Source organism: Pseudomonas sp. IPO3749 (assembly GCF_013386605.1).
In the GTDB taxonomy this organism is placed as follows: domain Bacteria; phylum Pseudomonadota; class Gammaproteobacteria; order Pseudomonadales; family Pseudomonadaceae; genus Aquipseudomonas; species Aquipseudomonas azotoformans_A.
Genome location: NZ_JACARN010000012.1, coordinates 21,218 through 43,499, shown reverse-complemented (window position 1 = coordinate 43,499; position 22,282 = coordinate 21,218). Strand labels below are relative to the sequence as shown.

General features: G+C 61.3%; 19 protein-coding genes. 11 read left to right on the top strand and 8 right to left on the bottom strand.

Annotated features, from left to right (window positions below; translation table 11 throughout):
- The first annotated feature begins 20 nt into the window (after positions 1–20).
- Both HX812_RS04875 and dacB read left to right on the top strand, forming a co-directional pair.
- A complete protein-coding gene (locus tag HX812_RS04875; protein WP_080642435.1) occupies positions 21–2,441 on the top strand; it encodes a TonB-dependent receptor in 2,421 nt (806 codons plus the stop codon).
- A gap of 51 nt (positions 2,442–2,492) precedes the next feature.
- On the top strand, positions 2,493–3,938 hold the full coding sequence (gene dacB, locus HX812_RS04870; RefSeq protein ID WP_038850007.1) for a D-alanyl-D-alanine carboxypeptidase/D-alanyl-D-alanine-endopeptidase: 1,446 nt from the start codon (positions 2,493–2,495) through the stop codon (positions 3,936–3,938).
- A gap of 1 nt (position 3,939) precedes the next feature.
- Here the strand turns inward: dacB and HX812_RS04865 are convergent, their stop codons facing one another.
- Complete coding sequence (locus HX812_RS04865) at positions 3,940–4,719, bottom strand: IclR family transcriptional regulator (protein ID WP_038850009.1); 780 nt, start codon at positions 4,717–4,719, stop codon at positions 3,940–3,942.
- Between the two features lie 120 nt (positions 4,720–4,839).
- Here HX812_RS04865 and hmgA point away from each other — a divergent pair, with 120 nt between their 5' ends.
- The 4 genes from hmgA to HX812_RS04845 are packed head-to-tail and all read left to right on the top strand — an operon-like array spanning position 4,840 to position 9,474.
- Positions 4,840–6,123: a homogentisate 1,2-dioxygenase gene (gene hmgA, locus HX812_RS04860; protein ID WP_038850011.1), complete on the top strand. Its 1,284-nt coding sequence runs from the start codon at positions 4,840–4,842 to the stop codon at positions 6,121–6,123.
- Positions 6,124–6,126: 3 nt separating this feature from the next.
- Positions 6,127–7,413, top strand: a complete 1,287-nt coding sequence (gene fahA / locus HX812_RS04855; protein ID WP_038850012.1) for a fumarylacetoacetase — start codon at positions 6,127–6,129, stop codon at positions 7,411–7,413.
- A gap of 12 nt (positions 7,414–7,425) precedes the next feature.
- Complete coding sequence (maiA, locus tag HX812_RS04850) at positions 7,426–8,067, top strand: maleylacetoacetate isomerase (RefSeq protein WP_038850013.1); 642 nt, start codon at positions 7,426–7,428, stop codon at positions 8,065–8,067.
- Positions 8,068–8,106: 39 nt separating this feature from the next.
- The gene (locus HX812_RS04845) at positions 8,107–9,474 is read left to right on the top strand and encodes an aromatic acid/H+ symport family MFS transporter (protein WP_038850014.1); all 1,368 of its coding nucleotides are present in this window, start codon (positions 8,107–8,109) and stop codon (positions 9,472–9,474) included.
- On the opposite strand, the gene HX812_RS04840 is transcribed toward HX812_RS04845, so the two are convergent.
- Positions 9,471–10,274 carry a SirB1 family protein gene (locus HX812_RS04840; RefSeq protein WP_038850016.1) on the bottom strand — a complete coding sequence of 268 codons (804 nt, stop codon included), beginning with the start codon at positions 10,272–10,274 and terminating at the stop codon, positions 9,471–9,473. The genes HX812_RS04845 and HX812_RS04840 overlap by 4 nt on opposite strands.
- 187 nt (positions 10,275–10,461) lie before the next feature.
- On the opposite strand from HX812_RS04840, the gene HX812_RS04835 reads away from it, so the two are divergent.
- On the top strand, positions 10,462–11,481 hold the full coding sequence (locus tag HX812_RS04835) for a Glu/Leu/Phe/Val dehydrogenase dimerization domain-containing protein (protein WP_038850018.1): 1,020 nt from the start codon (positions 10,462–10,464) through the stop codon (positions 11,479–11,481).
- An 8-nt stretch (positions 11,482–11,489) separates the two neighbouring features.
- On the opposite strand, the gene HX812_RS04830 is transcribed toward HX812_RS04835, so the two are convergent.
- Entirely contained in the window at positions 11,490–12,797 is a 1,308-nt protein-coding gene (locus tag HX812_RS04830) for an acetamidase/formamidase family protein (RefSeq protein WP_038850020.1), read from the bottom strand.
- 246 nt (positions 12,798–13,043) lie between these two features.
- On the opposite strand from HX812_RS04830, the gene HX812_RS04825 reads away from it, so the two are divergent.
- On the top strand, positions 13,044–13,757 hold the full coding sequence (locus tag HX812_RS04825; protein ID WP_038850022.1) for a dienelactone hydrolase family protein: 714 nt from the start codon (positions 13,044–13,046) through the stop codon (positions 13,755–13,757).
- Positions 13,758–13,846: 89 nt separating this feature from the next.
- Here the strand turns inward: HX812_RS04825 and HX812_RS04820 are convergent, their stop codons facing one another.
- Complete coding sequence (locus HX812_RS04820; protein WP_016978245.1) at positions 13,847–14,107, bottom strand: YebG family protein; 261 nt, start codon at positions 14,105–14,107, stop codon at positions 13,847–13,849.
- 274 nt (positions 14,108–14,381) lie between these two features.
- On the opposite strand from HX812_RS04820, the gene HX812_RS04815 reads away from it, so the two are divergent.
- Positions 14,382–14,870 carry a phosphate-starvation-inducible protein PsiE gene (locus tag HX812_RS04815; protein ID WP_016978246.1) on the top strand — a complete coding sequence of 163 codons (489 nt, stop codon included), beginning with the start codon at positions 14,382–14,384 and terminating at the stop codon, positions 14,868–14,870.
- On the opposite strand, the gene HX812_RS04810 is transcribed toward HX812_RS04815, so the two are convergent.
- The 3 genes from HX812_RS04810 to HX812_RS04800 form a co-directional block, all read right to left on the bottom strand.
- Complete coding sequence (locus HX812_RS04810) at positions 14,867–15,181, bottom strand: DUF3509 domain-containing protein (protein ID WP_038850023.1); 315 nt, start codon at positions 15,179–15,181, stop codon at positions 14,867–14,869. The genes HX812_RS04815 and HX812_RS04810 overlap by 4 nt on opposite strands.
- 217 nt (positions 15,182–15,398) lie before the next feature.
- A complete protein-coding gene (locus HX812_RS04805) occupies positions 15,399–16,688 on the bottom strand; it encodes a serine/threonine transporter (RefSeq protein WP_038850024.1) in 1,290 nt (429 codons plus the stop codon).
- Positions 16,689–16,750: 62 nt separating this feature from the next.
- On the bottom strand, positions 16,751–18,127 hold the full coding sequence (locus HX812_RS04800; RefSeq protein WP_038850026.1) for an L-serine ammonia-lyase: 1,377 nt from the start codon (positions 18,125–18,127) through the stop codon (positions 16,751–16,753).
- Positions 18,128–18,264: 137 nt separating this feature from the next.
- Here HX812_RS04800 and HX812_RS04795 point away from each other — a divergent pair, with 137 nt between their 5' ends.
- Together HX812_RS04795 and HX812_RS04790 are read left to right on the top strand one after the other, a co-directional pair.
- Positions 18,265–19,212 (top strand): LysR substrate-binding domain-containing protein, encoded by a 948-nt coding sequence (locus HX812_RS04795; protein ID WP_016978250.1) that lies wholly within the window; start codon positions 18,265–18,267, stop codon positions 19,210–19,212.
- 212 nt (positions 19,213–19,424) lie between these two features.
- Positions 19,425–19,835 carry an HPF/RaiA family ribosome-associated protein gene (locus HX812_RS04790; RefSeq protein WP_016978251.1) on the top strand — a complete coding sequence of 137 codons (411 nt, stop codon included), beginning with the start codon at positions 19,425–19,427 and terminating at the stop codon, positions 19,833–19,835.
- Positions 19,836–19,899: 64 nt separating this feature from the next.
- On the opposite strand, the gene fecA is transcribed toward HX812_RS04790, so the two are convergent.
- Positions 19,900–22,236, bottom strand: coding sequence for a TonB-dependent Fe(3+) dicitrate receptor FecA (fecA, locus tag HX812_RS04785; RefSeq protein WP_038850028.1), 2,337 nt, complete (start codon positions 22,234–22,236; stop codon positions 19,900–19,902).
- Positions 22,237–22,282 lie beyond the last annotated feature (46 nt).

Below are 22,282 nucleotides of genomic sequence, written 5' to 3'. Positions count from 1 at the left end.
TCTACACGGGTTCTCACAGCATGAAGTCGACGGCGGGCGGTTGGGTTAAACAGTGGCTGGGAGCCTCGGTATTGGCGGTATCGGGGTTGGCGTTGCTGCCCCTGAGCATTGCGCAGGCGCAGGAGCAGCAGAGCGCCCAGTTCAACTTTGCCCTGGCGGCCAAACCGCTGCCCCAGGCCTTGAGCGACTTCAGCCGGGTCACCGGCATGAGCGTGATCTACACTGACGAAGCGCCCTACGGCCTCAGCGCCCCGGCAGTCAGCGGGCAGATGAGTGCAAACCAGGCGCTGCAACACCTGCTGGGCAACAGTGGCTTCACTTTCCGTCAGATCGATGACCGCACCCTGGCCCTTGAACCGCTGCCCACCGAAGGCGCGGTCAACCTCGGCGCCACCACCATCAGCGGTGTCGGCCAGGCCCAGGACAACACCAGCTACCAGCCGCCGCCCACCAGTTCGGTGATGCGCTCCCACGCGCTGCTGCTGGAAACCCCGCAGACCGTCAACGTGGTGCCCGCCCAAGTACTGCGCGACCAGACCCCGCGCAATCTGGATGATGCCCTCGCCAACGTCAGCGGTATCACCCAGGCCAACACCTTGGCCAGCACCCAGGACGCGGTCATGCTGCGCGGCTTTGGTGATAACCGTAACGGCTCGATCATGCGCGACGGCATGCCCATCGTGCAGGGGCGTGCATTGAATGCTACGGCGGAGCGCGTGGAAGTGCTCAAGGGCCCGTCGTCGCTGCTCTACGGTATTCAGGATCCGGGCGGCGTGGTGAATATCGTCAGCAAAAAGCCGGAACTGGTGCAGTCCACTGCCCTGACCGTGCGCGGCTCTACCTTTGGCGACGGCAAGAACGGCAGCGGCGGCAGCCTCGACACCACTGGTCCGATTGGCGACAGCGGCCTGGCGTATCGCCTGATCGTCGACCATGAAGATGAAGACTACTGGCGTAACTTCGGTACTCACCGTGAGAGCCTGATCGCGCCGTCCCTGGCCTGGTATGGCGACAGCACCAAGTTGCTGTTTGCCTACGAACACCGTGAATTTCTCACGCCGTTCGACCGTGGCACGGCCATCGACAAGTCCAACCACCCATTGGATATCCCGGCCACTCGGCGTCTGGATGAACCTTTCAACAATATGGAAGGCCGCTCCGACCTGTACCGCTTCGAGGCTGATCACGACCTGAACGATGACTGGAAAGCCCATTTCGGCTACAGCTGGAACCGCGAGACCTACGACGCCAGCCAAGTGCGCGTCAGCGCGGTGAACACCAACGGCACCCTGACCCGCAAGATGGACGGCACCAAAGGGGCAATCACCACGGACCGTTTCGCCACGGCGAGCCTGGAAGGTAAGGTCAATGTGTTCGGCCTGCAAAACGATGTGGTGTTCGGCCTGGATGACGAGTACCGCAAGATCTACCGCGCCGACCTGATTCGCCAGAATTCGCGTGCCACCAGCTTCAACTACAACAACCCGGTGTATGGCAACGAAGTCGCAGGCACTACCGTCAGCCCCGCGGACAGCGCGCAGACCGACCTGCTGCGCAGCGATTCGCTGTTCTTCCAGGACGCCCTCCACCTGAACGAACAGTGGATTTTCGTCGCCGGTGCGCGCTACCAGATGTACGACCAATATGCTGGCAAAGGTGTGCCGTTCAAGGCCAACACCAACGGCAACGGCCAAGCCTGGGTGCCGCGTGCGGGCCTGGTGTATCGCTACACCGATGAACTGTCGTTCTACGGCAGCTACACCGAATCGTTCAAACCCAACTCCACCATCGCCGCCTTGGCCGATGGCAGCACCTTGACCGGCGACCTGACGCCCGAGGAATCCAAGTCCTGGGAACTGGGGGCCAAGCTCGACATTCCGGGACGTATCACCGCCAGCGCCGCGTTGTTCAATATCGACAAGCGCAACGTGCTGGTCTCCGTTGGTTCCGGTGCCAACACCGTCTACAGCATCGCCGGCCAAGTGCGTTCCCGTGGCCTGGAACTGGATGCCACCGGCCAACTGACCGACAAGGTCAGCCTGATCGGCAGCTACGCCTACACCGATGCACTGGACGTCAAGGACAAGGACCCGGCCCTGGAAGGCAACCGCCTGCAAAACGTCGCCAAGCACACCGGCTCGCTGGCGGTGGCTTATGACTTCGGCAACATCTTTGGCGGCGACCAGTTGCGGGTGGGCACCGGTGCGCGTTACGTCGGTGAACGGGCAGGCGATGCGGCCAACGATTTCACCTTGCCGGGTTACACGGTGGCGGATGCGTTCGCCACCTACGACACCAAGATCGATGGGCAAAAGGTCAAGTTCCAGCTCAACGTGAAGAACATGTTCGACCGCGTTTACTACACCTCGGCGGCCAGCCGCTTGTTTGTGTCCATGGGCGATGCGCGGCAGGTGTCGGTGTCCAGCACCCTGGAGTTCTAAAGGGTTTGTGGTAGCGTTGCCGCCACTGATGTCTTGGCGGAAACGATACTGATGCATTTTGGACGATGGCTACATCTGCTGTGCTTGAGCGTTTTGCTGGGGGGGTGCGCGAGTGTTTCACCGACTTCCACCCCGGCAACCCTGGAGCAACTCCTGGCTGACCCGGCCCTCAACGGCGCCACGGTTTCCCTGATGGTGCGTGATGCCCGTAGCGGTAGCACGCTCTATCAACACAACCCGCGAACCCGCCTGATTCCCGCCTCCAATCTCAAGTTGCTCACCACCGCAGCGGCGATGGATGTGTTGGGGCCGCAGTATCGCTTCTCCACACAGCTGCTGAGTAACGGCACGCAGCAAGGCGAGCGCCTTACCGGCAACTTGTATCTAAAAGGGTTAGGCGATCCGACCACGCAATTCACCGATTACCAGGCGTTGGCGGCGCAACTTGCAGCCCAAGGCGTGCGCCAGATCCAGGGCGACTTGGTATTCGACGATACCTTCTTCGACGCCGAACGCCTGGGTGTGGACTGGGCACACGACGATGAAAGCACCTACTACGGCGCGCAGATTTCCGCGCTGACCGTATCGCCCAACACGGATTTTGATGCGGGCACGCTACTGGTCACGGCAAAAGCGCCCGCCATGGTTGGCCAACCGGTCAGCGTGGTGGTGAGCCCGTCTACCGACTACGTGCAACTGAGCAACCGTGCTGTCAGCGGCCCCGGCAACAATTACGGCATCACTCGCCAGCACGGTACCAATCTGCTGCAACTCACTGGCGCATTGGCGCCGGGCAAGCAAAGCCGGCAGTGGGTGAGCGTGTGGGAGCCGACGCAGCTGGTGGCCAATCTGTTTGAGCAGGCGTTGGCGCAGCAGGGCATTCAGGTACTTGGGCGACGTGTGATCGGTGGGGTCAGCCCAGTAACGGCCAGGGTGTTGGCCGAGCACCAATCGGCGCCGTTGCAAGAACTGATCACGCCGCTGCTCAAGCTGTCGAACAACAACATGTCCGAAGCGTTGCTAAAGACCATGGGCCGCAAGGCGTCCAATGCAGGGACGGCGCAGGCCGGTGTCGCAGAGGTGGCGGACTTCATGCGCCGCCAGGGCTTGGACCCGCTGACGCTGAGCCAGGTCGACGGTTCGGGCTTGTCGCGGCGCAATCTGGTGTCGTCGCAGAATCTCACCGATCTGCTGTTGGCGACGGCCAAGCAGCCTTGGTTCGACGTCTGGTACAACGCCTTGCCAATCGCCGGTAACACCGATCGCATGAGCGGCGGCAGCTTGCGGTATCGCCTGCGCGGGACGGCAGCAGAAAACAACCTGCACGCCAAGACCGGCTCCATGGCCGGCGTGTCTTCGTTGAGTGGCTACATCAGCGACGCCCAGGGCCGGCGCCTGGTGTTTTCAATGATCAGCAACAACTACCTGAGCACTGCCGCACCGATCCGCGCCTTGGAAAACCGTGTGGCACTGGCCTTGGTGCAGTGGCACGACTAATTCAGGGCTGATAGCCCATGCGCCAACTCACGGCCCGGGTCGCTGCCAGCAAGTGCTGCGCCGCCGGGCCGTCTTCATCGGCATGGAACAACGAGGTGGGGCCGACCACGGTCATCACCGCCGCCACTTGGCCGATGGCGTTGAAGACCGGCGCGGATAACGCATCGACGCCGGGCATCAGCAAACCATGCACAAAATGCAGGCCACGCTGGCGGATCTGTTCGCAGGCGGTAGCGTAGGCCTGGTCGTCTGCCAGGGCATGGGCAGTGCCGGCCTGGATTTCGCGTTCACGCAGTTCCACGGTTTCCCGCGACGGTAGAAAGGCGCTGAACACCAACCCGGTGGACGAACTGAGCAGCGGCAGCACCGAACCCAATTGCGTCACCACGGTGACGGCGCGCACGGCGGGTTCGATCTGCACCACGGTCGCGCCCTGGTTGCCCCATACCGCCAGAAAGCAGGTTTCATTCAACTCATCGCGCAGTTCCGCCAGGGGCATTGCGCCGACCTTCAATACATCCATGCTGCCCAGCGCCGCCAGGCCCACGCGCAAGGCTTCGCGGCCCAAACCGTAGTGGTTGGTGGCGGTGTTCTGTTCGGCGAAACCCGAGGCGATCAGCGCCTGCAGGTAGCGGTGCACCTTGCTTGCCGGCATCTGCACATGTTCGGCCAGGCGCGACAGCGAAGTGGCCGGGGACAACTCGGCCAGGGCCTTGAGGATATCGGTGCCCACTTCGGCCGAGCGGACTTTTTGTTTACCGGTGTCGCGAGGCTTTTCCATGGAGGGGCGAGAATCCGAGAGATGAATGGGCGTCTTTATAGCTTGACGGTCGATAGTGATCAAATTACGTTATGCGTAACTGGATTACGATAAAAACAACTTCCGTACAGAGGACGATCCATGAACCTCGAATACCTGTCGGGCTTCGGCAATGAATTCGCCAGCGAAGCCTTGCCCGGCGCACTGCCGGTCGGCCAGAACTCCCCGCAAAAAGCGCCCTACGGGCTGTACACCGAACTGTTCTCCGGCACCGCGTTCACCATGGTGCGCAGCGAAGCTCGGCGCACCTGGCTGTACCGCATCCAGCCGTCGGCCAATCATCCTGCTTTCATCAAGTTGGAGCGGCAATTGGCCGGTGGGCCGTTGGGGGCGGTGACGCCCAATCGCTTGCGTTGGAACCCGTTGGATTTGCCGAGTGAACCGACGGATTTCATTGATGGGCTTGTAGGCATGGTCGCCAACTCGGCGGCAGAAAAGCCCTCTGGCATCAGCGTCTACAACTACCGCGCCAACCGGTCCATGGAGCGTGTGTTCTTTAACGCGGATGGCGAGTTGTTGATCGTTCCCGAGCAAGGTCGCTTGCGCATCGCCACCGAGTTGGGTGTGCTGGACGTGGAGCCGCTGGAAATCGTCGTGCTGCCGCGCGGCCTCAAATTCCGCGTCGAGCTGCTGGATGCTCAGGCGCGTGGTTACGTCGCCGAAAACCACGGCGCGCCACTGCGTCTGCCGGACCTGGGCCCTATTGGCAGCAATGGCCTGGCCAATCCGCGCGACTTCCTGACGCCAGTCGCCCACTACGAAGACGTGAAGAAACCGACAACGCTGGTGCAGAAATTCCTCGGCGAACTCTGGGCCTGTGAGTTGGACCATTCACCCCTCAACGTAGTCGCCTGGCACGGCAACAACGTGCCGTACAAATACGACCTGCGCCGCTTCAACACCCTTGGCACCGTGAGCTTCGATCACCCGGACCCGTCGATCTTCACCGTCCTGACCTCGCCCACCAGCACCCACGGCCTGGCCAACCTCGACTTCGTGATCTTCCCACCGCGTTGGATGGTGGCCGAGAACACCTTCCGTCCGCCGTGGTTCCACCGCAACCTGATGAACGAATACATGGGCCTGATCCAGGGCGCCTACGACGCCAAGGCCGAAGGCTTCCTGCCCGGCGGCGCATCGCTGCACAGCTGCATGAGCGCCCATGGTCCGGACGGCGAGACCTGTACCAAGGCCATCAACGTAGAGCTGGCACCGCACAAGATCGACAACACCATGGCCTTCATGTTCGAGACCAGCCAAGTGCTGCGTCCCACCCAGTTCGCCCTGGACTGCCCACAACTGCAAACCACTTATGACGCGTGCTGGGCCTCGCTGCCCGCCACCTTCAACCCGAACCGGAGATAACCCATGACTCAGCCCACACTTACCCGCAGCTGGGTGGCCTCCGCCAATGGTCACACCGATTTTCCCCTGCAAAACCTGCCGTTGGGCGTGTTCAGCATCAACGGCTCGGCCCCGCGCGCGGGCGTGGCGATTGGCGACTCGATCCTGGATCTGCACGCCGCCATCGATGAATTCGACGGTGAAGCCCGTCGCGCCGTCGAAGCGACCGCCGGTGGCCAATTGAACGCCTTTTTTGAACTGGGCCGCGGCCCGCGCGTGGCCTTGCGCGAGCGCCTGTTGGAACTGCTGGCCGAAGGCAGCAAGCTGCACACCCGCGAAGCGCAGGTGCTGCACCGCGCCGCCGATTGCCAGATGCAGGTACCGGCGCGGATTAATGACTACACCGACTTCTACGTCGGCATCGAGCATGCGCAGAACGTCGGCAAGCTGTTCCGTCCCGATAATCCTCTGCTGCCGAACTACAAGTACGTACCGATTGGTTACCACGGCCGCGCTTCGACTATTCGCACCTCGGGCACCGACGTGCGCCGCCCCAAAGGCCAGACCCTGCCGGCCGGGCAAACCGAGCCAACCTTCGGCCCGTGTGCGCGCCTGGACTACGAATTGGAGCTGGGCATCTGGATCGGCCAGGGCAACGAGATGGGCGATTCGATTGCCATTGGTGACGCGGCCGATCACATCGCCGGTTTCTGCCTGCTCAATGACTGGTCGGCACGGGATATCCAGGCCTGGGAATACCAGCCGTTGGGGCCGTTCCTGTCGAAAAGCTTTATCACCACCATTTCGCCTTGGGTGGTCACGGCTGAAGCCCTGGAACCGTTCCGCAAAGCGCAACCGGCGCGCCCTGAGGGCGACCCGCAACCGCTGTCGTATCTGTTGGATAAACGTGACCAGGCCGCAGGTGCCCTGGACATCGAGCTGGAAGTGCTGCTCACCACCGCCGCCATGCGCGAGCAGAACCTGCCGGCCCATCGCCTGGCCTTGAGCAACAGCCTGCACATGTACTGGACGGTTGCGCAATTGGTGGCCCACCACAGCGTCAACGGTTGCCAATTGCAGGCGGGTGATCTGTTTGGTTCGGGCACCTTGTCCGGTCCGCAAGCCGGTCAATTCGGCAGCCTGCTGGAAATGACTGAAGGCGGCAAAAAAGCCGTTGAATTGCCGTCCGGCGAAGTGCGCAAGTTCCTTGAAGATGGCGACGAAATCATCCTGCGTGCGCGCTGCAACCGTGAGGGGTTTGCCTCCATCGGTTTCGGCGAATGCCGTGGCACCGTGATCGCGGCGCGCTAGGAGGGCAGGGTAATGGAACTCTACACCTACTATCGTTCCACTTCGTCGTACCGGGTGCGTATTGCCCTGGCGCTCAAGGGCCTGGATTTCACCGCGGTGCCGGTCAACCTGCTTGTGCCGGCGGGCGGCGCCAATCGTCAGCCCGAGTACCTGGCGATCAACCCGCAAGGTCGCGTCCCGGCCTTGCGTACCGAGGAGGGCGAACTGTTGATTCAGTCGCCGGCGATCATTGAATACCTGGAGGAACGTTATCCACAGGCGCCGCTGCTCTCCAAGGACCTGGCGACCCGCGCCCATGAGCGTGCGGTGGCCTCGATCATCGGCTGCGATATCCATCCGCTGCATAACTCCAGCACCCAGAACCTGCTACGCCAATGGGGGCATGACGAGGCGCAACTGTTGGCGTGGATTGGGCACTGGATCAGCCAGGGATTGGGCGCGGTGGAGCAGTTGATCGGCGACCAAGGGTTTTGCTTCGGCGAGCATCCGGGGTTGGCCGACACCTTCCTGATCCCGCAACTGTATGCGGCCGAGCGTTTCAAGGTGCCGCTGGCGGCGTACCCGCGCATTGGTCGGGTCGCGGCGTTGGCAGCGCAGCATCCGGCCTTTGTGCAGGCTCATCCGGCCAACCAGCCAGATACACCTGCCGCCTGACGCTTGCTGTTCCATAACAATAAAAAACAGGTACTTGCGATGCACAATCAGATTGCCAGCTTTCGCGCGGCACTCGACGCCCGCCCGGTGTCGCGCTATCAGTGGCTGATTCTCCTGTTGCTGGCGCTGCTGCTGGTGACCGACGGCTATGACGCCCAGGTGCTGGGTTACGTGGTGCCGGCGCTGGCCCAGGATTGGGGGCTGGAGAAGGCTGCATTCGGCCCGGTGTTCAGCGCCAACCTGCTGGGGCTGACCTTGGGCTCGTTGCTGGTGACGCCGCTGGCGGATCGGTTCGGCGTGCGTCGCATCCTGCTTGGCTGCGTTCTGATCTACGCCACGCTGACGGTGCTGATGGTCTTTGCCAATTCGCTGAACACGCTGATGGCCGCGCGGTTTATCTGCGGCATCGGCATGGGCGGCGCGATGCCGAGTGCGATGGCTTTGATGTCGGAATATTCGCCGCCGCGCCTGCGTACGTTGATGGTGACCCTGGCGGCGTGTGGCTTTTCGTTCGGCGGCGCAGCGGGCGGGTTCGTGGCGGCGGGGTTTATCGAAGGCTTCGGCTGGCAGGCGGTGTTTCTAGCGGGGGGCGTGACGCCATTGCTGTTGTTCCCGTTTCTGGTGTGGTTGTTGCCGGAATCCTTGCCGCGTTTGCTGCGTGATGCGCCGCCCTACGCAAGGCTACAGAAAGTGACCTCACGCATGTTGCCGGGCTGGCACCCGCCTCTGGCGACCGAGGCGCAAAACCAGCAGGAACAGGGCAGCAAGCTAACAGTGGTGGAGTTGTTCCGTAATGGCTACGCACGCCCGACGTTGCTGATATGGGCGACTTTCTTCGTCAGTCTGATCCTGCTGTATTTCATGATCAGCTGGTTGCCGTCGCTGCTGCTGGAAAGTGGCTTGGCGTTGAAAGAAGCCAACCTGGTGACCTCGATGTTCCTGTTCGCCGGCACCGTGGGCGCCATTGGTATGGCCTGGTTCGCCGACCGCTTGAAAAGCAAAGTGCGCCTGTTGTCCTGCGTACTGGCCGCGGCTGCGGCGTGCACTCTTCTGCTCGGCCTCAACCATGACAACCCGCGCTATCTGGTGGCCTGTGTATTTGCGGCCGGGTTTTGCATCATCGGTGGTCAACTGACCCTCAATGCCTTCGCCAGTAACTTCTACCCGGCGCACGTGCGCGCCACCGGCACAGGCTGGGCGCTGGGTGTAGGGCGATTTGGCTCAATCCTGGGGCCGCTGTTTGGCAGTCTGTTGCTGGCGATGCATATTCCGGTGCAGCAGATTTTCTTTTTCTGCGCGATACCGGCGGTGATTGCGGCGTTGTTGATCATTCAGGTGCGTTCGCCTGGAATCGAGGTGCCGAAGAGTCCGCTGCCGGGCGATATTCTCAAGACACCGCAGGCTTAATGCACCACTGAATTGGGCGGCAGGTGGCCCAGGCGTTCGGTCAGGCGCAGGCGTTGGATCGGGTCTTCGCTGAGCATCAGCGCGTGTTCCAGGTCGAAGCGCTCGGCGTTGGGGCAGTCCAGGCGCTGATACAGGCTGGCCCGTGCGAGGTAGTCGGCGGCGCTGGCGTTGCCCAGTTCCAGCACGCGTTCGGCGTCGATCAAGGCCTGGAGCGGAACGTCGTTGGAAAGGTGCAGTTGGCGCAGGTTGCGGGACAACCGTTGCAGGATCGAACGCGGGTCGGCGGTGTGCAGGTGATCAGCCTGCAACTTGAGGTTGGGGCCGTATTGGCGCTGCAACAGGTCGCGGCAATCGTTGGGGTACAACCGTCGACCGCCGCAGGGGTCCAGCAGATGATCGGCGCCGGGCACGCGCAACAGGAAATGGCCGGGGAAATTCACGCCAACCATGGGAATCTCCAGGCGCCGCGCCAGCTCAAGGGCAATCAGGCCCATGGCCAGGGGTTGTCCGCGTTTGCGCTGCAAGACTTTGTCCAGCAGGGCGGCGGCGGGGCGCAGGGGCGTGAATTCATCCTGGGCAAACCCCAGGTCATTCAAGCGCCGTAACAGCGGCTGGCCCAGTTCATCCGCCGGCAACAGCGGCATGCCCAGGCTCACCTGTTGTTGCAGCAAGGTCAGTTCCTGCAGGATCTGCGAGGGCTTTACGGCCGGATCGTGCTCGGCAGCAATCCACAACGCCGCTTCAAACAGCGCGGGAGGGGAGCGTTCCAGGCAGGCGAAAAAGGCGTTGCGGGGATTCATTGCATTCTCCGGCAGATGCTCCCGTTTTAGCCTTGCTGGGAATTTTCGTCCAGTGGCTTGGAAAATATCCTGCGTGCTTATGTCGCAAGATCTGCGAAATCGGGCGGCTTATTCCAGCCTGGTCCGGCAGTTTTCTGCCGCAAGCCTATACTTGGCCCACTACTAGAAGTGATTCGGGAGCTTGACGATGTTTGCTCTCATGCACAGCACCCGCCTTGAATCGCTGCACTTGAGCATCGACCCGGCCACTGGGCTGAAGGCGGTCATCGCCATTCATAACAGCCGCCTGGGGCCTGCTCTCGGTGGCTGTCGCTACCTTTCCTACCCCGACGACGAAAGTGCCGTGGCTGATGCCGCGCGCCTGGCCCAAGGCATGAGCTACAAGGCGGCACTGGCCGGTCTGCCGGTGGGCGGTGGCACCGCTGTGATCCTGCGTCCCGGCCACGTGGAAAACCGCGCGGCATTGTTTGAAGCCTTTGGCCGTTGCATCGAACAACTCGACGGGCGCTACATCACCGCCACCGACAGCGGCACTTCGGTGGCCGACATGGATTGCATCGCCCAGCACACCCGTTACGTCACCAGCACCACCGCCGCAGGCGACCCATCGCCCCATGCCGCCATGGGCGTGTTCGCCGGCATTCGCACCACCGCGATGGCGCGCCTGGGCAGCGATAACCTTGAAGGCTTGCGTGTGGCGATCCAAGGCCTGGGCAATGTCGGCTACGCCCTGGCTGAACAACTGCACGCTGCCGGTGCGGAATTGCTGGTCAGCGACATCGACCACGGCAAGGTGCAACTGGCCATGGAACAACTGGGCGCACACCCCATCGCCAACGACGCGTTACTGAGCACGCCGTGCGACATCCTGGCGCCCTGTGGTCTCGGCGCCGTGTTCAACCGCCAGAGCGTCGGCCAGTTACGCTGCGCCGCCGTCGCCGGTTCCGCCAGTGCGCAATTGACCAACCTGCAAGTGGCCGATCAACTGGAAGGGCGCGGCATCCTCTACGCGCCCGACTATGTGATCAACTCCGGCGGCCTGATCTACGTCGCGCTCAAGCACAGCGGGGCGGAACTGCCGACCATCACCGCGCACCTGTCCAACATCGGCACGCGTCTCACTGAGATCTTCGCCCACGCCCAGGCGGAAAAACGCTCACCCGCTCGGGTGGCGGATGAGCTGGCCGAGCGCTTGCTGTACCGCTGATACACCGATCAGAGTTGATACTTCTCACGCACCAGTGAGCCGACCCCCATGCGATCCAGAATGTGCATCGGGCACAGGAGCGTGACGCGAACGGTTCCCGGCAACCGGCTGATTTCAATCGAACCGTTAAGCGTTGCGCGGTTGCGCACCTCGTCCATCGACAGGCCCGTGACCTCCGCCGCGCGCTCCAGGCCGTTTTCCGTCGCCAGGTTGAGGTCGGCGCCGCTGCCGATAAAGGTAATGGGCCCGTTGTCTTCGATCTCGAACTGCCCCCAGTGCTCGCCCAGTGCCTTGACGTGCAGCCGTTGCTCGGCGGTCATCGGGCGAGCCATGGGCGGCAGGTCATCGAGGTTTTGCAGCAGGATCGGGCCTTTGAGGTTCAACCCCTTGATCACGTGGGCAGTGAGTTCGGTTTCGCCCGACACATCGGTGGCATGCCCGGCAATTTCGCCATTGCCTTGCTGGGCGTGCATATCGCCCATGTACACCCCGGCACCGGGGACTCTCACCGGGCAAATCAGCACGCAACCTTCGCGTACGGAGTTGGTGTCCATATGCCCGTCGGTTTTCGCCGCATGCAGTTGGTCATGGGTCATGCCGTAGCGGTGGGGCGCGCCGACCAGATACTGGCCGAAGTCGGCACAGTTGTGGGAATCCGGCAGATCCCGTGAAGGCGTGGTGCCGATATTGCCCAGGAAAGGCCGCATGTGCGCGGCAAGGCCGGGGATATCGGCGCGGGCCAGGGACAGAATCGAATGTTGCGCGGACATCTCCGGCAACGCCGCCATATCCGGTGCCTGGCCGGCGAGGCGGTCGGCTACCGCCTGGTTCACGGTCAGGCTCACCTGATGTTCGGCATCGAACACGATGACGTAGCCATGGCTGAAACGAAACGCGCTGACCTCCGCCCCGCAGGCGTTGCAACGAATGGCGTCGGCGCCGATTCCGTCGACATGGCTGGCGGGATGCTCCTGCCCACAGTTGGAGCAGAACTTGGCGACAAAGGGATCGCCGTGATAACGCCCCTCAACAAAGCGCATGACGCCTGACGAAGTGGCCAGCGACGTTACGCGCATGCGTTTGATCTTCAGGGCCACGGCGTCACCGACTTCGGCGCCGGCGATGAATACGGGTTGAGTCACCTCATGGCCGCCCTCAAACGCGGGCGTGATCATCGGGCCCCAACACCCGGGTGGAGTTCCGGTGATGAGGGTGCCGCCATCGGCGAGCGGGCCGAGCATCTTCTGGCTGGGGCCGATGAGGCCATTGGTGTAGGTGTTGACGATCAGGCGATCAACCGGTGTTGAGTCGTGCATTTTTATTCTCCGGGTCCTATGTGATTGAACCTTCGGTCACGGCGTATTGATCAGTGAAGGTTCAGGCAGGCCCAGTAGACCGGTGATTTGTATCCCGAATATGTCGCGCGGGTGCGCTAATACACAGTGGTACATAACGAGGGGAGAGGAGGGTTTGTCAGCTTGAAAATCCTGATAGGGTTCTGAAGGCGGGCGCTTTTCGGTGCTTGCCCGCCATCGTTTTCCTACTTGCCGCGGAGAGTCTTCATGTCCAATCAAGCAACAGCGCATTCCGTAACGTTCAAGCGCCCTGACGGTGCCGAAGTCAACGGCTACCTGGCCAGCCCGGCTGTGCTGGAAGGGGCGCCGGCCATCGTATTGATTCAAGAGTGGTGGGGGCTTAACGAGCAGATCAAGGGCGTGGCCATCCGCCTGGCCGAATGCGGTTACCGGGTGCTGGTGCCGGACCTTTATCGCGGCGCCTCGACCGTGGAAGAGGAAGAAGCCCATCACCTGATGGACAGCCTGGATTTTGGCGATGCGGTGTCCCAGGACATCACAGGCGCAGTGCGTTACCTGCAGGCCGACTCGAAAAAAGTGGGCGTGACCGGCTACTGCATGGGCGGGGCGTTGACACTGTTGGCGCTCAATGCAATTCCAGAACTGGCCGCGGGTGTGGTCTGGTATGGCTTCCCGCCGCTTGAGTACCTGGATGCGGCAAAAATCAAAGCACCGCTGATTGGCCATTGGGGCACGCAGGATGCTTTTTTCAATATCGAAACCGTCGCGGAGCTGGAGTCAACGCTGCACGCGGCCGGTGTTGACGCTACGTTTTATCGCTACCTGGCGCGCCATGCCTTTGCCAACGAAACGGCGATCGGCCATGGCCGTATCCCCGACACGCAATACGACGCCGCATGGTCGCAACTGGCGTGGGACCGCACGTTGACCTTCTTCGGTAAAACCTTGTGGCAGGCGTAAGGCGCGAATAGCCTTTGGTAAAACCATGAATCGCCGGTCTGCCTGAACCCATTGGTTCACCCTGAATCAACGGAGGCGGGCCGGCCTCCTTACTCTGCCTCCGGCTGCCCGATCTCGGCCAGGGCGCTGGCGTTGTTCTTGAATGCTGCTGCAAAGGCGGCGCGGTTCTTGGCCATGAAAATACCGGCGTCTTCTGCCTGCTTTTCAGTCAAGCCTTCCACGTTTTTCAACAGGACATCCATCAGAGACTCTGCCAGTTCAAGCATCTGGTCGTGTGCGTCGGCAAGTTTGCGATCCACGAATGTAGTCTCCAAGTCGCGGGTACTGCGATACAGGGTTTCAACAGCCATTTTTTGGCCTCGTCATCAGGGTGCAGTAGTGAAGGGGAGTAGCCCTTGTGTTCGGGTGTTGCTGGAATGCTGTATTTATATACAGTAAAAAGGTTAAGCCAAACCATCGGATTTGGATAGCAGTTTTTTAATGTAGTCCGTAAATACAGGTTTGGAGTGCCTCATGTCACCCCGCCATCATCATATACCTGCCCCTGGCCTTTTTTCTGCATGCAGAACAACCGTCACGTCCAACCCGCATTATCCGGTCGAGTCGACCTAAGGAAGCATCATCGTGAAAATCAACTGGGCCGAAAGGCTGCGTCAGCAAGTCCACGGGCTGGCCGAATCCCTGGGTAACCTGTTCGTCGAGTCGTTCCACTACCTGGCGCTGTTCGCCATTGGTGCGGTGACGGCCTGGGCGGCGGTGATGGAGTTTCTGGGGATGTTGGAGAACGGGCACATCAAGATCGATGACATCTTGCTGCTGTTCATCTACCTGGAATTGGGTGCGATGGTCGGGATTTACTTCAAGACCAACCACATGCCGGTACGCTTCCTGATCTACGTGGCAATCACCGCGTTGACGCGACTGCTGATCTCCAACGTGTCGCACCACAATCCGCCGGACGTGGGAATCATCTACCTGTGCGGTGGGATTCTGCTGTTGGCGTTCGCGATTCTGGTGGTGCGCTACGCCTCGTCGGCCTTCCCTTCGGTGAAGGTCGAAGGCCCGCGTCGCAAGGGCGAGGCGAGCCTGGAAACCGAGAAGGGCGAGCTTTAAAGCCCGACGCTGAACGGCAGGGCGCGGGTCGGCGGTCGCTGCAGGACTTTGTGATCGCCATCCGTCATCACCGCCAGGATCTCCATGGCGCTGTGGCCCTGCTCGATGGCAATACCGAACTGGATACTTTGCACCAAGCGTTTAAGCCGCTTTGGATCATTGCGTTGTTCGGCGCTGATCATGCGCTTGGCCACTACGCCTTGCTCGTTCGAGAGGGTCAGCATGATGCTGCCGTCCAGCCGTTGGATGCTCAAGTTGACGCGGTATTCAGGGGTGAAGGTGTCGGTGATGATCTGAAAAGGATTGTCCATGGTGCGTACCGCCTGATAAGAACATGCAGTCATTGACGACCGGTGTCGGGATTAGTTCGCGTCTCCTGACCATCGGCCACTCCGTCGCTGAGGTTTTCACAAGGTCCGTTTCCCTCTACAGCTGTACAGCAAAGGCCGTGCCGTATAAGGCGCCGAGCCTTTATTGCGGGACAAAAAAAGGCGAACCGAGGTTCGCCTTTTTGTTGGGTGATCTATTTCAGGGCAGTACCGAGAAAACGATCGCAGACAGCGCAATCAGCCCGATCACCACTACAAACACATTCGACACCTGGCCCGAATACTGGCGCAGAGATGGCACGCGACGAATGGCGTACATCGGCATCAGGAACAGCAGGCAGGCGATGATCGGCCCGCCCATGGTTTCGATCATGCCCAGGATGCTCGGGTTGAAGGTAGCCACGGCCCAGCAGGTCAGCACCATGAACAGTGCGGTGCAGCGTTCCAGCCATTTGGCCGACATCGAGCGATTGCGCCCGCGCAGGGATTTGACGATCAGGCCCTGGAAACCTTCACTGGCGCCGATGTAGTGGCCGAGGAAGGATTTGGTGATAGCTACCAGCGCAATCAACGGTGCGGCGTAGGCGATCACCGGCGTCTGGAAGTGGTTGGCCAGGTAGGACAGGATCGAGATGTTCTGCGCCTTCGCCGCTGCCAGGTCGGCTGGCGACAGTGCAAGTACGCAGCTGAAGCAGAAGAACATCACGGTCAGCACCATCATGCCGTGGGCCGTGGCCAGGATGCCGCTGCTTTTGCGCTCGGCCTGGGCGCCGTACACGCGTTTCTGGTCGACGGCGAAGGCGGAGATGATCGGCGAATGGTTGAAGGAAAACACCATCACCGGAATCGCCAGCCACAGGGTCTTGAAGAACAGCGGCAGGGGCATGCCATCACCCGCGGAGGCGAAGAATGCACCATTCCAGTTGGGGATCAGGCTGAACGCCAGCAACAGCAGGGCGGCGACGAACGGGTACACCAGCACGCTCATGGCCTTGACGATCACGCCCTGGCCGCATCGTACGATAGCCATCAGGCCGAGGATCAGCACCAGCGACAGGATCGCCCGAGGGGGCGGGGCCATGTGCAGTTGGTGTTCCATGAAGCTGCTCAGGGTGTTGGTCAGCGCCACGCTGTACACCAGCAGGATCGGGAAGATGGCGAAGAAATACAACAGGGTGATCAGCTTGCCCGCGCCGACACCGAAGTGTTCTTCGACCACTTCGGTGATGTCACCGGATTTGCCTGACAGCACAAAGCGCGTCAGCCCACGGTGGGCGAAGAAGGTCATCGGGAAGGCCAGCAGGGCCAGCACGATCAACGGCCAGAAGCCGCCGACGCCGGCATTGATCGGCAGGAACAACGTGCCGGCGCCGATGGCGGTGCCGTAGAGGCCCAGCATCCAGGTGGTATCGTGTTTGGTCCAGCCGGTGGTCACGGTTGTTGGTGTAGCAGCAGGATTTTCAGCAGCAGGTGTACGTACATCGGTCATCGTTATTGCCTCGTTATTATTTTTGCGCGGGCTCACGTAAGGGGCGGGTAGCAGTGCTCCGATCAGCACTCCACCCAGCTGACCGCCAGGCCGCCCCGTGAAGTTTCTTTGTATTTGTCATGCATGTCGGCGCCGGTATCGCGCATGGTGCGGATCACCCGGTCGAGGGAAATGAAGTGTTTGCCGTCACCGCGCAGGGCCATTTGCGTGGCGTTGATCGCCTTGACCGCCGCGATGGCATTGCGCTCGATGCACGGCACTTGCACCAGGCCGCCGACCGGGTCGCAGGTAAGGCCGAGGTTGTGTTCCAGGCCGATTTCGGCGGCGTTTTCCAGTTGCTCTGGAGTAGCGCCCAAAATATCGGCAAGCCCTGCTGCAGCCATGGCGCAGGCCGAACCCACCTCGCCCTGGCAGCCAACTTCGGCGCCGGAGATCGAGGCGTTTTTCTTGCAGAGAATGCCGACGGCGGCGGCGGCCAGGAAGAAATTGACCACGTCGTCGTCAGACGCGTCGGCGTTGAACTTCATGTAGTAATGCAGCACCGCCGGGATGATTCCTGCCGCGCCGTTGGTCGGTGCAGTGACCATGCGCCCACCGGCCGCGTTTTCTTCGTTGACGGCGAGGGCGAACAGGTTGACCCACTCCATGGCCGACAAGGTCGAGGTGATGACATTCGGTTTGCCGATTTCCAGCAGGCTGCGGTGCAATTTCGCCGCGCGGCGCGGTACGTCCAGACCGCCCGGCAAGATGCCTTCATCGCGCAGGCCTTGTTCCACGCATTCGCGCATCACCGACCAGATGTGCAACAGGCCACTGCGGATGTCGGCGTCGCTGCGCCACGCGCGTTCGTTGGCCATCATTAGCTCGGAAACCCGCAGGCCGTGCTTGTTGCACAAGGCCAGCAGTTCCACGGCGCTGGAAAAGTCGTAGGGCAATTCCACATCGCTGGTCGGCGCAATGCCCGAGGCCGCTTCCGCCGCTTCGATGATGAAACCGCCGCCCACCGAGTAGTAGGTCTGCTCGCTCAGCAGGCCGTTTTCGCCGTAGGCGTGCAGGGACATGGCGTTGGGGTGGTAGGGCAGGCTTTCGTCCAGCAGTAGGAGATCGTGCTTCCAGTTGAAGGCAATGTCCTGCTGACCTGCGAGGAGCAGTCGGCCGGATTCGCGCAGTTGCTGGATACGTGCGTTGATCGAGGTGGGGTCGACCCGGTCCGGCCATTCGCCCATCAGGCCCATTACGCAGGCGCGGTCGGTGGCGTGGCCGACGCCGGTGGCGGACAACGAGCCGTACAGGCGCACTTCTACACGGCGGGTGTCGCTCAGCAGTTGTTGATCGATCAGGGCTTGGGAAAAGGTCGCCGCCGCCCGCATTGGGCCGACGGTGTGGGAGCTGGAAGGGCCGATGCCCACTTTGAATAGATCGAAAACACTGATAGCCATGCTAAAGCCTTACAAGCAATGGAGTAGAAATCGCTGCCATGTTTTGTAGAGCGAGCGGAATTGGCGCGATACTGAGCCTCTGGAACGGCACTGACCAACGAATTATCCTAAGACACCCTTTAGCAGGACTAAACGCTATGACCCGGCCCCTTCATGGCCAGACGTATGTCTGGCTGCACGTTTTTTCCTGTGCTGCACGGCATTTGTCGTTCACCCGCTGCGCCGAGGAACTGCACATCACGCCGGGCGCGGTGAGCCAGCAGATCCGTCAGTTGGAGGAGCGATTGGGTTTCCGCTTGTTTCATCGGCGCGCGCGTGGGGTGGAGCTGAGTGCCGAAGGGCAGCGATTGGCGACAACGGTGGGGGAGGCCTACGGCAGCATCGACGCGGAGTTGCAGCGCCTGGACGCGGGGATGATCAGCGGCACTCTGCGCCTGCGCTCGATCCCTTCGTTTCTCGGCAAGTGGCTGACCCCTCGGTTACCGCGCTTGCAGCAGCGCTTTCCGGATATCCAATTGCGCATGGTCGCCGAGGACAGCAGCATCGCCCTGCATGAGGGTGACTTCGACCTGGCCATTGACTTGAACGACGGCAGCTACCCTGGCCTGTTATCCACAGCCCTGCTGGATGAGCAGATTTTCCCGGTCTGTGCCCCGAGCCTTCTGCGCGGCCGGCCACCGCTGCATGGTCCCGCCGACCTCGTGCATTTCCCACTGCTCCACGACATCACCGCCTGGCGTGGGAGTTATGAGTACGCCGAGTGGGAGTTTTATCTGAATGCTATCGGCTATCACCACGCCGACGTGCGCCGTGGCCACACCTTCAACCGCAACCACCTGACCATCGAAGCCGCCATCGCCGGCATGGGCGTGGCCATTGCGCGGCGCACCTTGCTCAACGATGAGTTGGAGCGCGGCACCTTGATCGTGCCCTTCGGCCTGGCCGTGCCTAACCACAAACGTTACGTGTTGCTGTATGCACCAGGCGCACTGAGCCATCCGGGCGTACGCGCGGTGCACGATTGGTTGGTTGAAGAAGCAGGGATTTTCCGCGGATTGCACCCGTTGGGAGAGGGGCAATTGTGAGGTTGGCTGGGCATAAGAAGATGTAACCAACTCCCCACCCTAACAGCGTTTTTGCTCGTAGTCAGACTTAATTTGTAATGTGGGATTTATCTTTGCAAAGGGGTTGAATTGTTCTGCTGACTGCTCAATTGTGTAATCAAGAGGTCATGGTTTCACCGACCCGGTGTTGCAGTTGTGACCTCTCGCGAGCTAGCTGAAATAAGGGAAGAACTATGCAAATCCAAGTCAATAGCGATAACCATATTGAAAGCAGCATCCGACTGGAGGAGTGGGTACGTACTACCATTGAGAGCACGCTCGAACGTTACGAAGAAGACCTGACCCGAGTGGAGGTCTACCTGCGGGATGAGAACGGCGACAAGCCCGGTCCCCACGATTTAAGTTGCCGCCTGGAAGCGCGGCCAAAAGGCCATCAACCGCTGTCCGTGCTGCACAAAGCCGATACCCTGGAACAGGCGATCGACGGTGCGGCGACCAAGCTGGACCATGCGTTGGAACATCTGTTCGGCAAACTGCAAGGCAAGCCACGCGCTGCCGGGAAAAACCAGCCGACCACCAAAGTCAACGAAGATGAGCTTGAGCAGGAGTTTCTGGAAAAAGAACGCGCCGTGTTCAACGGCTGATAGCTTTCTCACGCTCCACTAAAAACGGGCCTGCATTTGCAGGCCCGTTTTCGTTTGGGTGGCGTTAGAACGCAATGGAGGTCTGCACGTAGACCGTGCGTGGTTCTCCCACGTATTTACCCTTATTGTTATCGTCGAACGAACGGGTGAAATACTGGGTGTTGAAGATGTTTTTCACACCCACTGCCACATTCAAATCCGACAGCTGCGGGCCGAAGTCATAGGCTGCGCGGCTGCTGAACAACATGTAGCCAGGGATGCGTCCGTTGGCGCCGTTGGCGGTTTCCTTCTCGGTGTTGGCGTTGTCGGCGAACTGGCTGCTCTGGTAGCTGCTGTCCAGGTTGAGCTTCCAGCGGCCTTCGGTGTAGCCCACGCCAAGGGTGCCTTTGTGCTTGGACGAGAAGGGCACGCGGTTGCCTTTGTTCGGGCCGTCTTCGCGGATGGTCGCGTCGACGTAGGCGTAAGTGGCGTACACATCAAAGCCAGCCAGCGCCGGGCTCAAACCGTCGAGCGCGTAGTTGACGCTGGTCTCGATACCCTGGTGGCGGGTTTCGCCACGGGCAATCACCGAGTCGTTGGTCTGGTTGCTTTCGTACTGGTTGTCGAAGTTGATCAGGAATGCGCCGATTTCCGCACGCAAGGCGCCGTCGTCGTAGCGGGTACCGAGTTCCCAGGTACGGGCTTTTTCCGGTTTCACTTCGCCGCTGGTCACGCGGTTCGGCATCTGGCTGTACTGCACGCTGCCGAACGAACCTTCGGTGTTGGCGTAGAGGTTCCAGCTGTCGCTGAGGTGGTACAGCACGTTCAGTGCCGGCAGCGCGGTGTTGTAGTCGCCTTTGTATTTGACGTTGGTCAGGTTGTTGGTCTGCTGGGACTCGATCATCTCGTAGCGCACGCCCGGCGTGATGGTCCACTTGCCGATATCGATCCGGTCATCAATGAAGAACGCATTGGCTTCGGTGCCGCCACGGGTGTCGCGGTCGTTGCGGCTGTCGGTGGTGGGGATCTGCTGGTTGGCGGCAATCGGCGTGCGGTAACGCAGTTCGTGGCCGGCCTCGTTGATGTAGCGGTAGCCGACGCCGACTTCGTGGCTGGTCGGGCCCAGGTCAAAGCCTTGGGCGAAGCGGGTCTCGATGCCACGCACCCAGTATTCACGCGGGGACAGCGAAAGGAACGTGCCCTGGTCCAGGTAACCGCTGCGCAAGGTCTTGGTGAAGAAGCTGTTCACGGTGAACTCGCGGCGGTCCTGCTCATAGCGATAGCCGACGTTGAACATCGTACGGCGGCCCCAGAATTTGTCGTAGGGGCGGGTGGACTGGTAGGGATCCGCCTTGTAGTCCGCGACGTTCAAGCCACCCGGCATATCGGCCTGGCCCTCGTAGTACTGCGCCATGGCGTTGAAGCTGTTGGCGTCATCCAGTTGATATTTGCCCTTGAGGATCAGGTCGTCGATACGCGTATTGCTGTTTTCGCGCCAGTCGCCGCCACGGGTGCCGGAGTACAGAATCGCCCCGCCCAGGCCGTTGTCAGCCGTGCCGCCGGCCAGCAGGTTGCCGGTGGTCTTGAAGCCGTCGTGGCTGGAAGATGGGCTGGTTTCGGTCTGCAAGCCGCCTTTGACCGTCGGTGCATCCGGGATCGCGCGGGTCACGAAGTTGACCACGCCGCCGACGTTCTGCGGGCCGTAGCGCACCGCACCGCCGCCGCGCACTACGTCGACCGCGTCCATGTTGCCCATGCTGATCGGTGCAAAGGATAGTTGCGGCTGGCCGTAGGGCGCGAACGGCACCGGGATGCCATCCATCAGCACGGTGGAGCGCGACGCCAGGCGCGGGTTGAGGCCACGAATGCCAAAGTTCAGTGCCATGTCGTGGCTGCCGGTGCCGTTGTTGTCCGGGGCGTTGACGCCGGGAATGCGGTTGAGCACGTCCTTGGCCTGGGTGGCGCCCTGGCGTTCGAATTCTTCACGGCGGATCACATCGCGGGCGCCGGGGTGTTCGAACACATTGGTCTGCGCTGCGTCGCCCAGCCAGTCGCCGACCACGCTGGAGGTGCCCAACTCAATGCTGGCCGGTGCCGTGGTCGGTTGCAGGCTGTAGGCATTGTCGCCTTCGGCACGGGCTTGCAGGCCGGTGCCTTCCAGCAATTTTTGCAGGCCGTCCGCAGCGCCGTAGTTGCCGGACAAACCACGGCTCTGCATACCCGCCGTGACTTCGGAGCCGAAGGAAATCAACACGCCGGCTTCGCGGCCAAACTGGTTCAGTGCTGCTTCCAGCGACGTCGGGGCGATGTGATAGGGCTTGGCGTCGGCCGCCATCACCGGGGGCAGCACAGTCAGACTGAGGCTGGCGCCGAGTAGGAGTTGGCGCACGGTGCGGGCAAGAAGCGTCGGTTGCTGGGGCATGAAGAGCGGTCCTGAGAAGGAAGGATCAAGGTGGCTTTCCTTCTCT

Coding starts and splice junctions, on each gene's coding strand:
- HX812_RS04875 (WP_080642435.1), top strand. CDS start 21: ATGAAGTCGACGGCGGGCGGTTGGGTTAAACAGTGGCTGGGAGCCTCG.
- dacB (WP_038850007.1), top strand. CDS start 2,493: ATGCATTTTGGACGATGGCTACATCTGCTGTGCTTGAGCGTTTTGCTG.
- HX812_RS04865 (WP_038850009.1), bottom strand. CDS start 4,719: ATGGAAAAGCCTCGCGACACCGGTAAACAAAAAGTCCGCTCGGCCGAA.
- hmgA (WP_038850011.1), top strand. CDS start 4,840: ATGAACCTCGAATACCTGTCGGGCTTCGGCAATGAATTCGCCAGCGAA.
- fahA (WP_038850012.1), top strand. CDS start 6,127: ATGACTCAGCCCACACTTACCCGCAGCTGGGTGGCCTCCGCCAATGGT.
- maiA (WP_038850013.1), top strand. CDS start 7,426: ATGGAACTCTACACCTACTATCGTTCCACTTCGTCGTACCGGGTGCGT.
- HX812_RS04845 (WP_038850014.1), top strand. CDS start 8,107: ATGCACAATCAGATTGCCAGCTTTCGCGCGGCACTCGACGCCCGCCCG.
- HX812_RS04840 (WP_038850016.1), bottom strand. CDS start 10,274: ATGAATCCCCGCAACGCCTTTTTCGCCTGCCTGGAACGCTCCCCTCCC.
- HX812_RS04835 (WP_038850018.1), top strand. CDS start 10,462: ATGTTTGCTCTCATGCACAGCACCCGCCTTGAATCGCTGCACTTGAGC.
- HX812_RS04830 (WP_038850020.1), bottom strand. CDS start 12,797: ATGCACGACTCAACACCGGTTGATCGCCTGATCGTCAACACCTACACC.
- HX812_RS04825 (WP_038850022.1), top strand. CDS start 13,044: ATGTCCAATCAAGCAACAGCGCATTCCGTAACGTTCAAGCGCCCTGAC.
- HX812_RS04820 (WP_016978245.1), bottom strand. CDS start 14,107: ATGGCTGTTGAAACCCTGTATCGCAGTACCCGCGACTTGGAGACTACA.
- HX812_RS04810 (WP_038850023.1), bottom strand. CDS start 15,181: ATGGACAATCCTTTTCAGATCATCACCGACACCTTCACCCCTGAATAC.
- HX812_RS04805 (WP_038850024.1), bottom strand. CDS start 16,688: ATGACCGATGTACGTACACCTGCTGCTGAAAATCCTGCTGCTACACCA.
- HX812_RS04800 (WP_038850026.1), bottom strand. CDS start 18,127: ATGGCTATCAGTGTTTTCGATCTATTCAAAGTGGGCATCGGCCCTTCC.
- HX812_RS04795 (WP_016978250.1), top strand. CDS start 18,265: ATGACCCGGCCCCTTCATGGCCAGACGTATGTCTGGCTGCACGTTTTT.
- HX812_RS04790 (WP_016978251.1), top strand. CDS start 19,425: ATGCAAATCCAAGTCAATAGCGATAACCATATTGAAAGCAGCATCCGA.
- fecA (WP_038850028.1), bottom strand. CDS start 22,236: ATGCCCCAGCAACCGACGCTTCTTGCCCGCACCGTGCGCCAACTCCTA.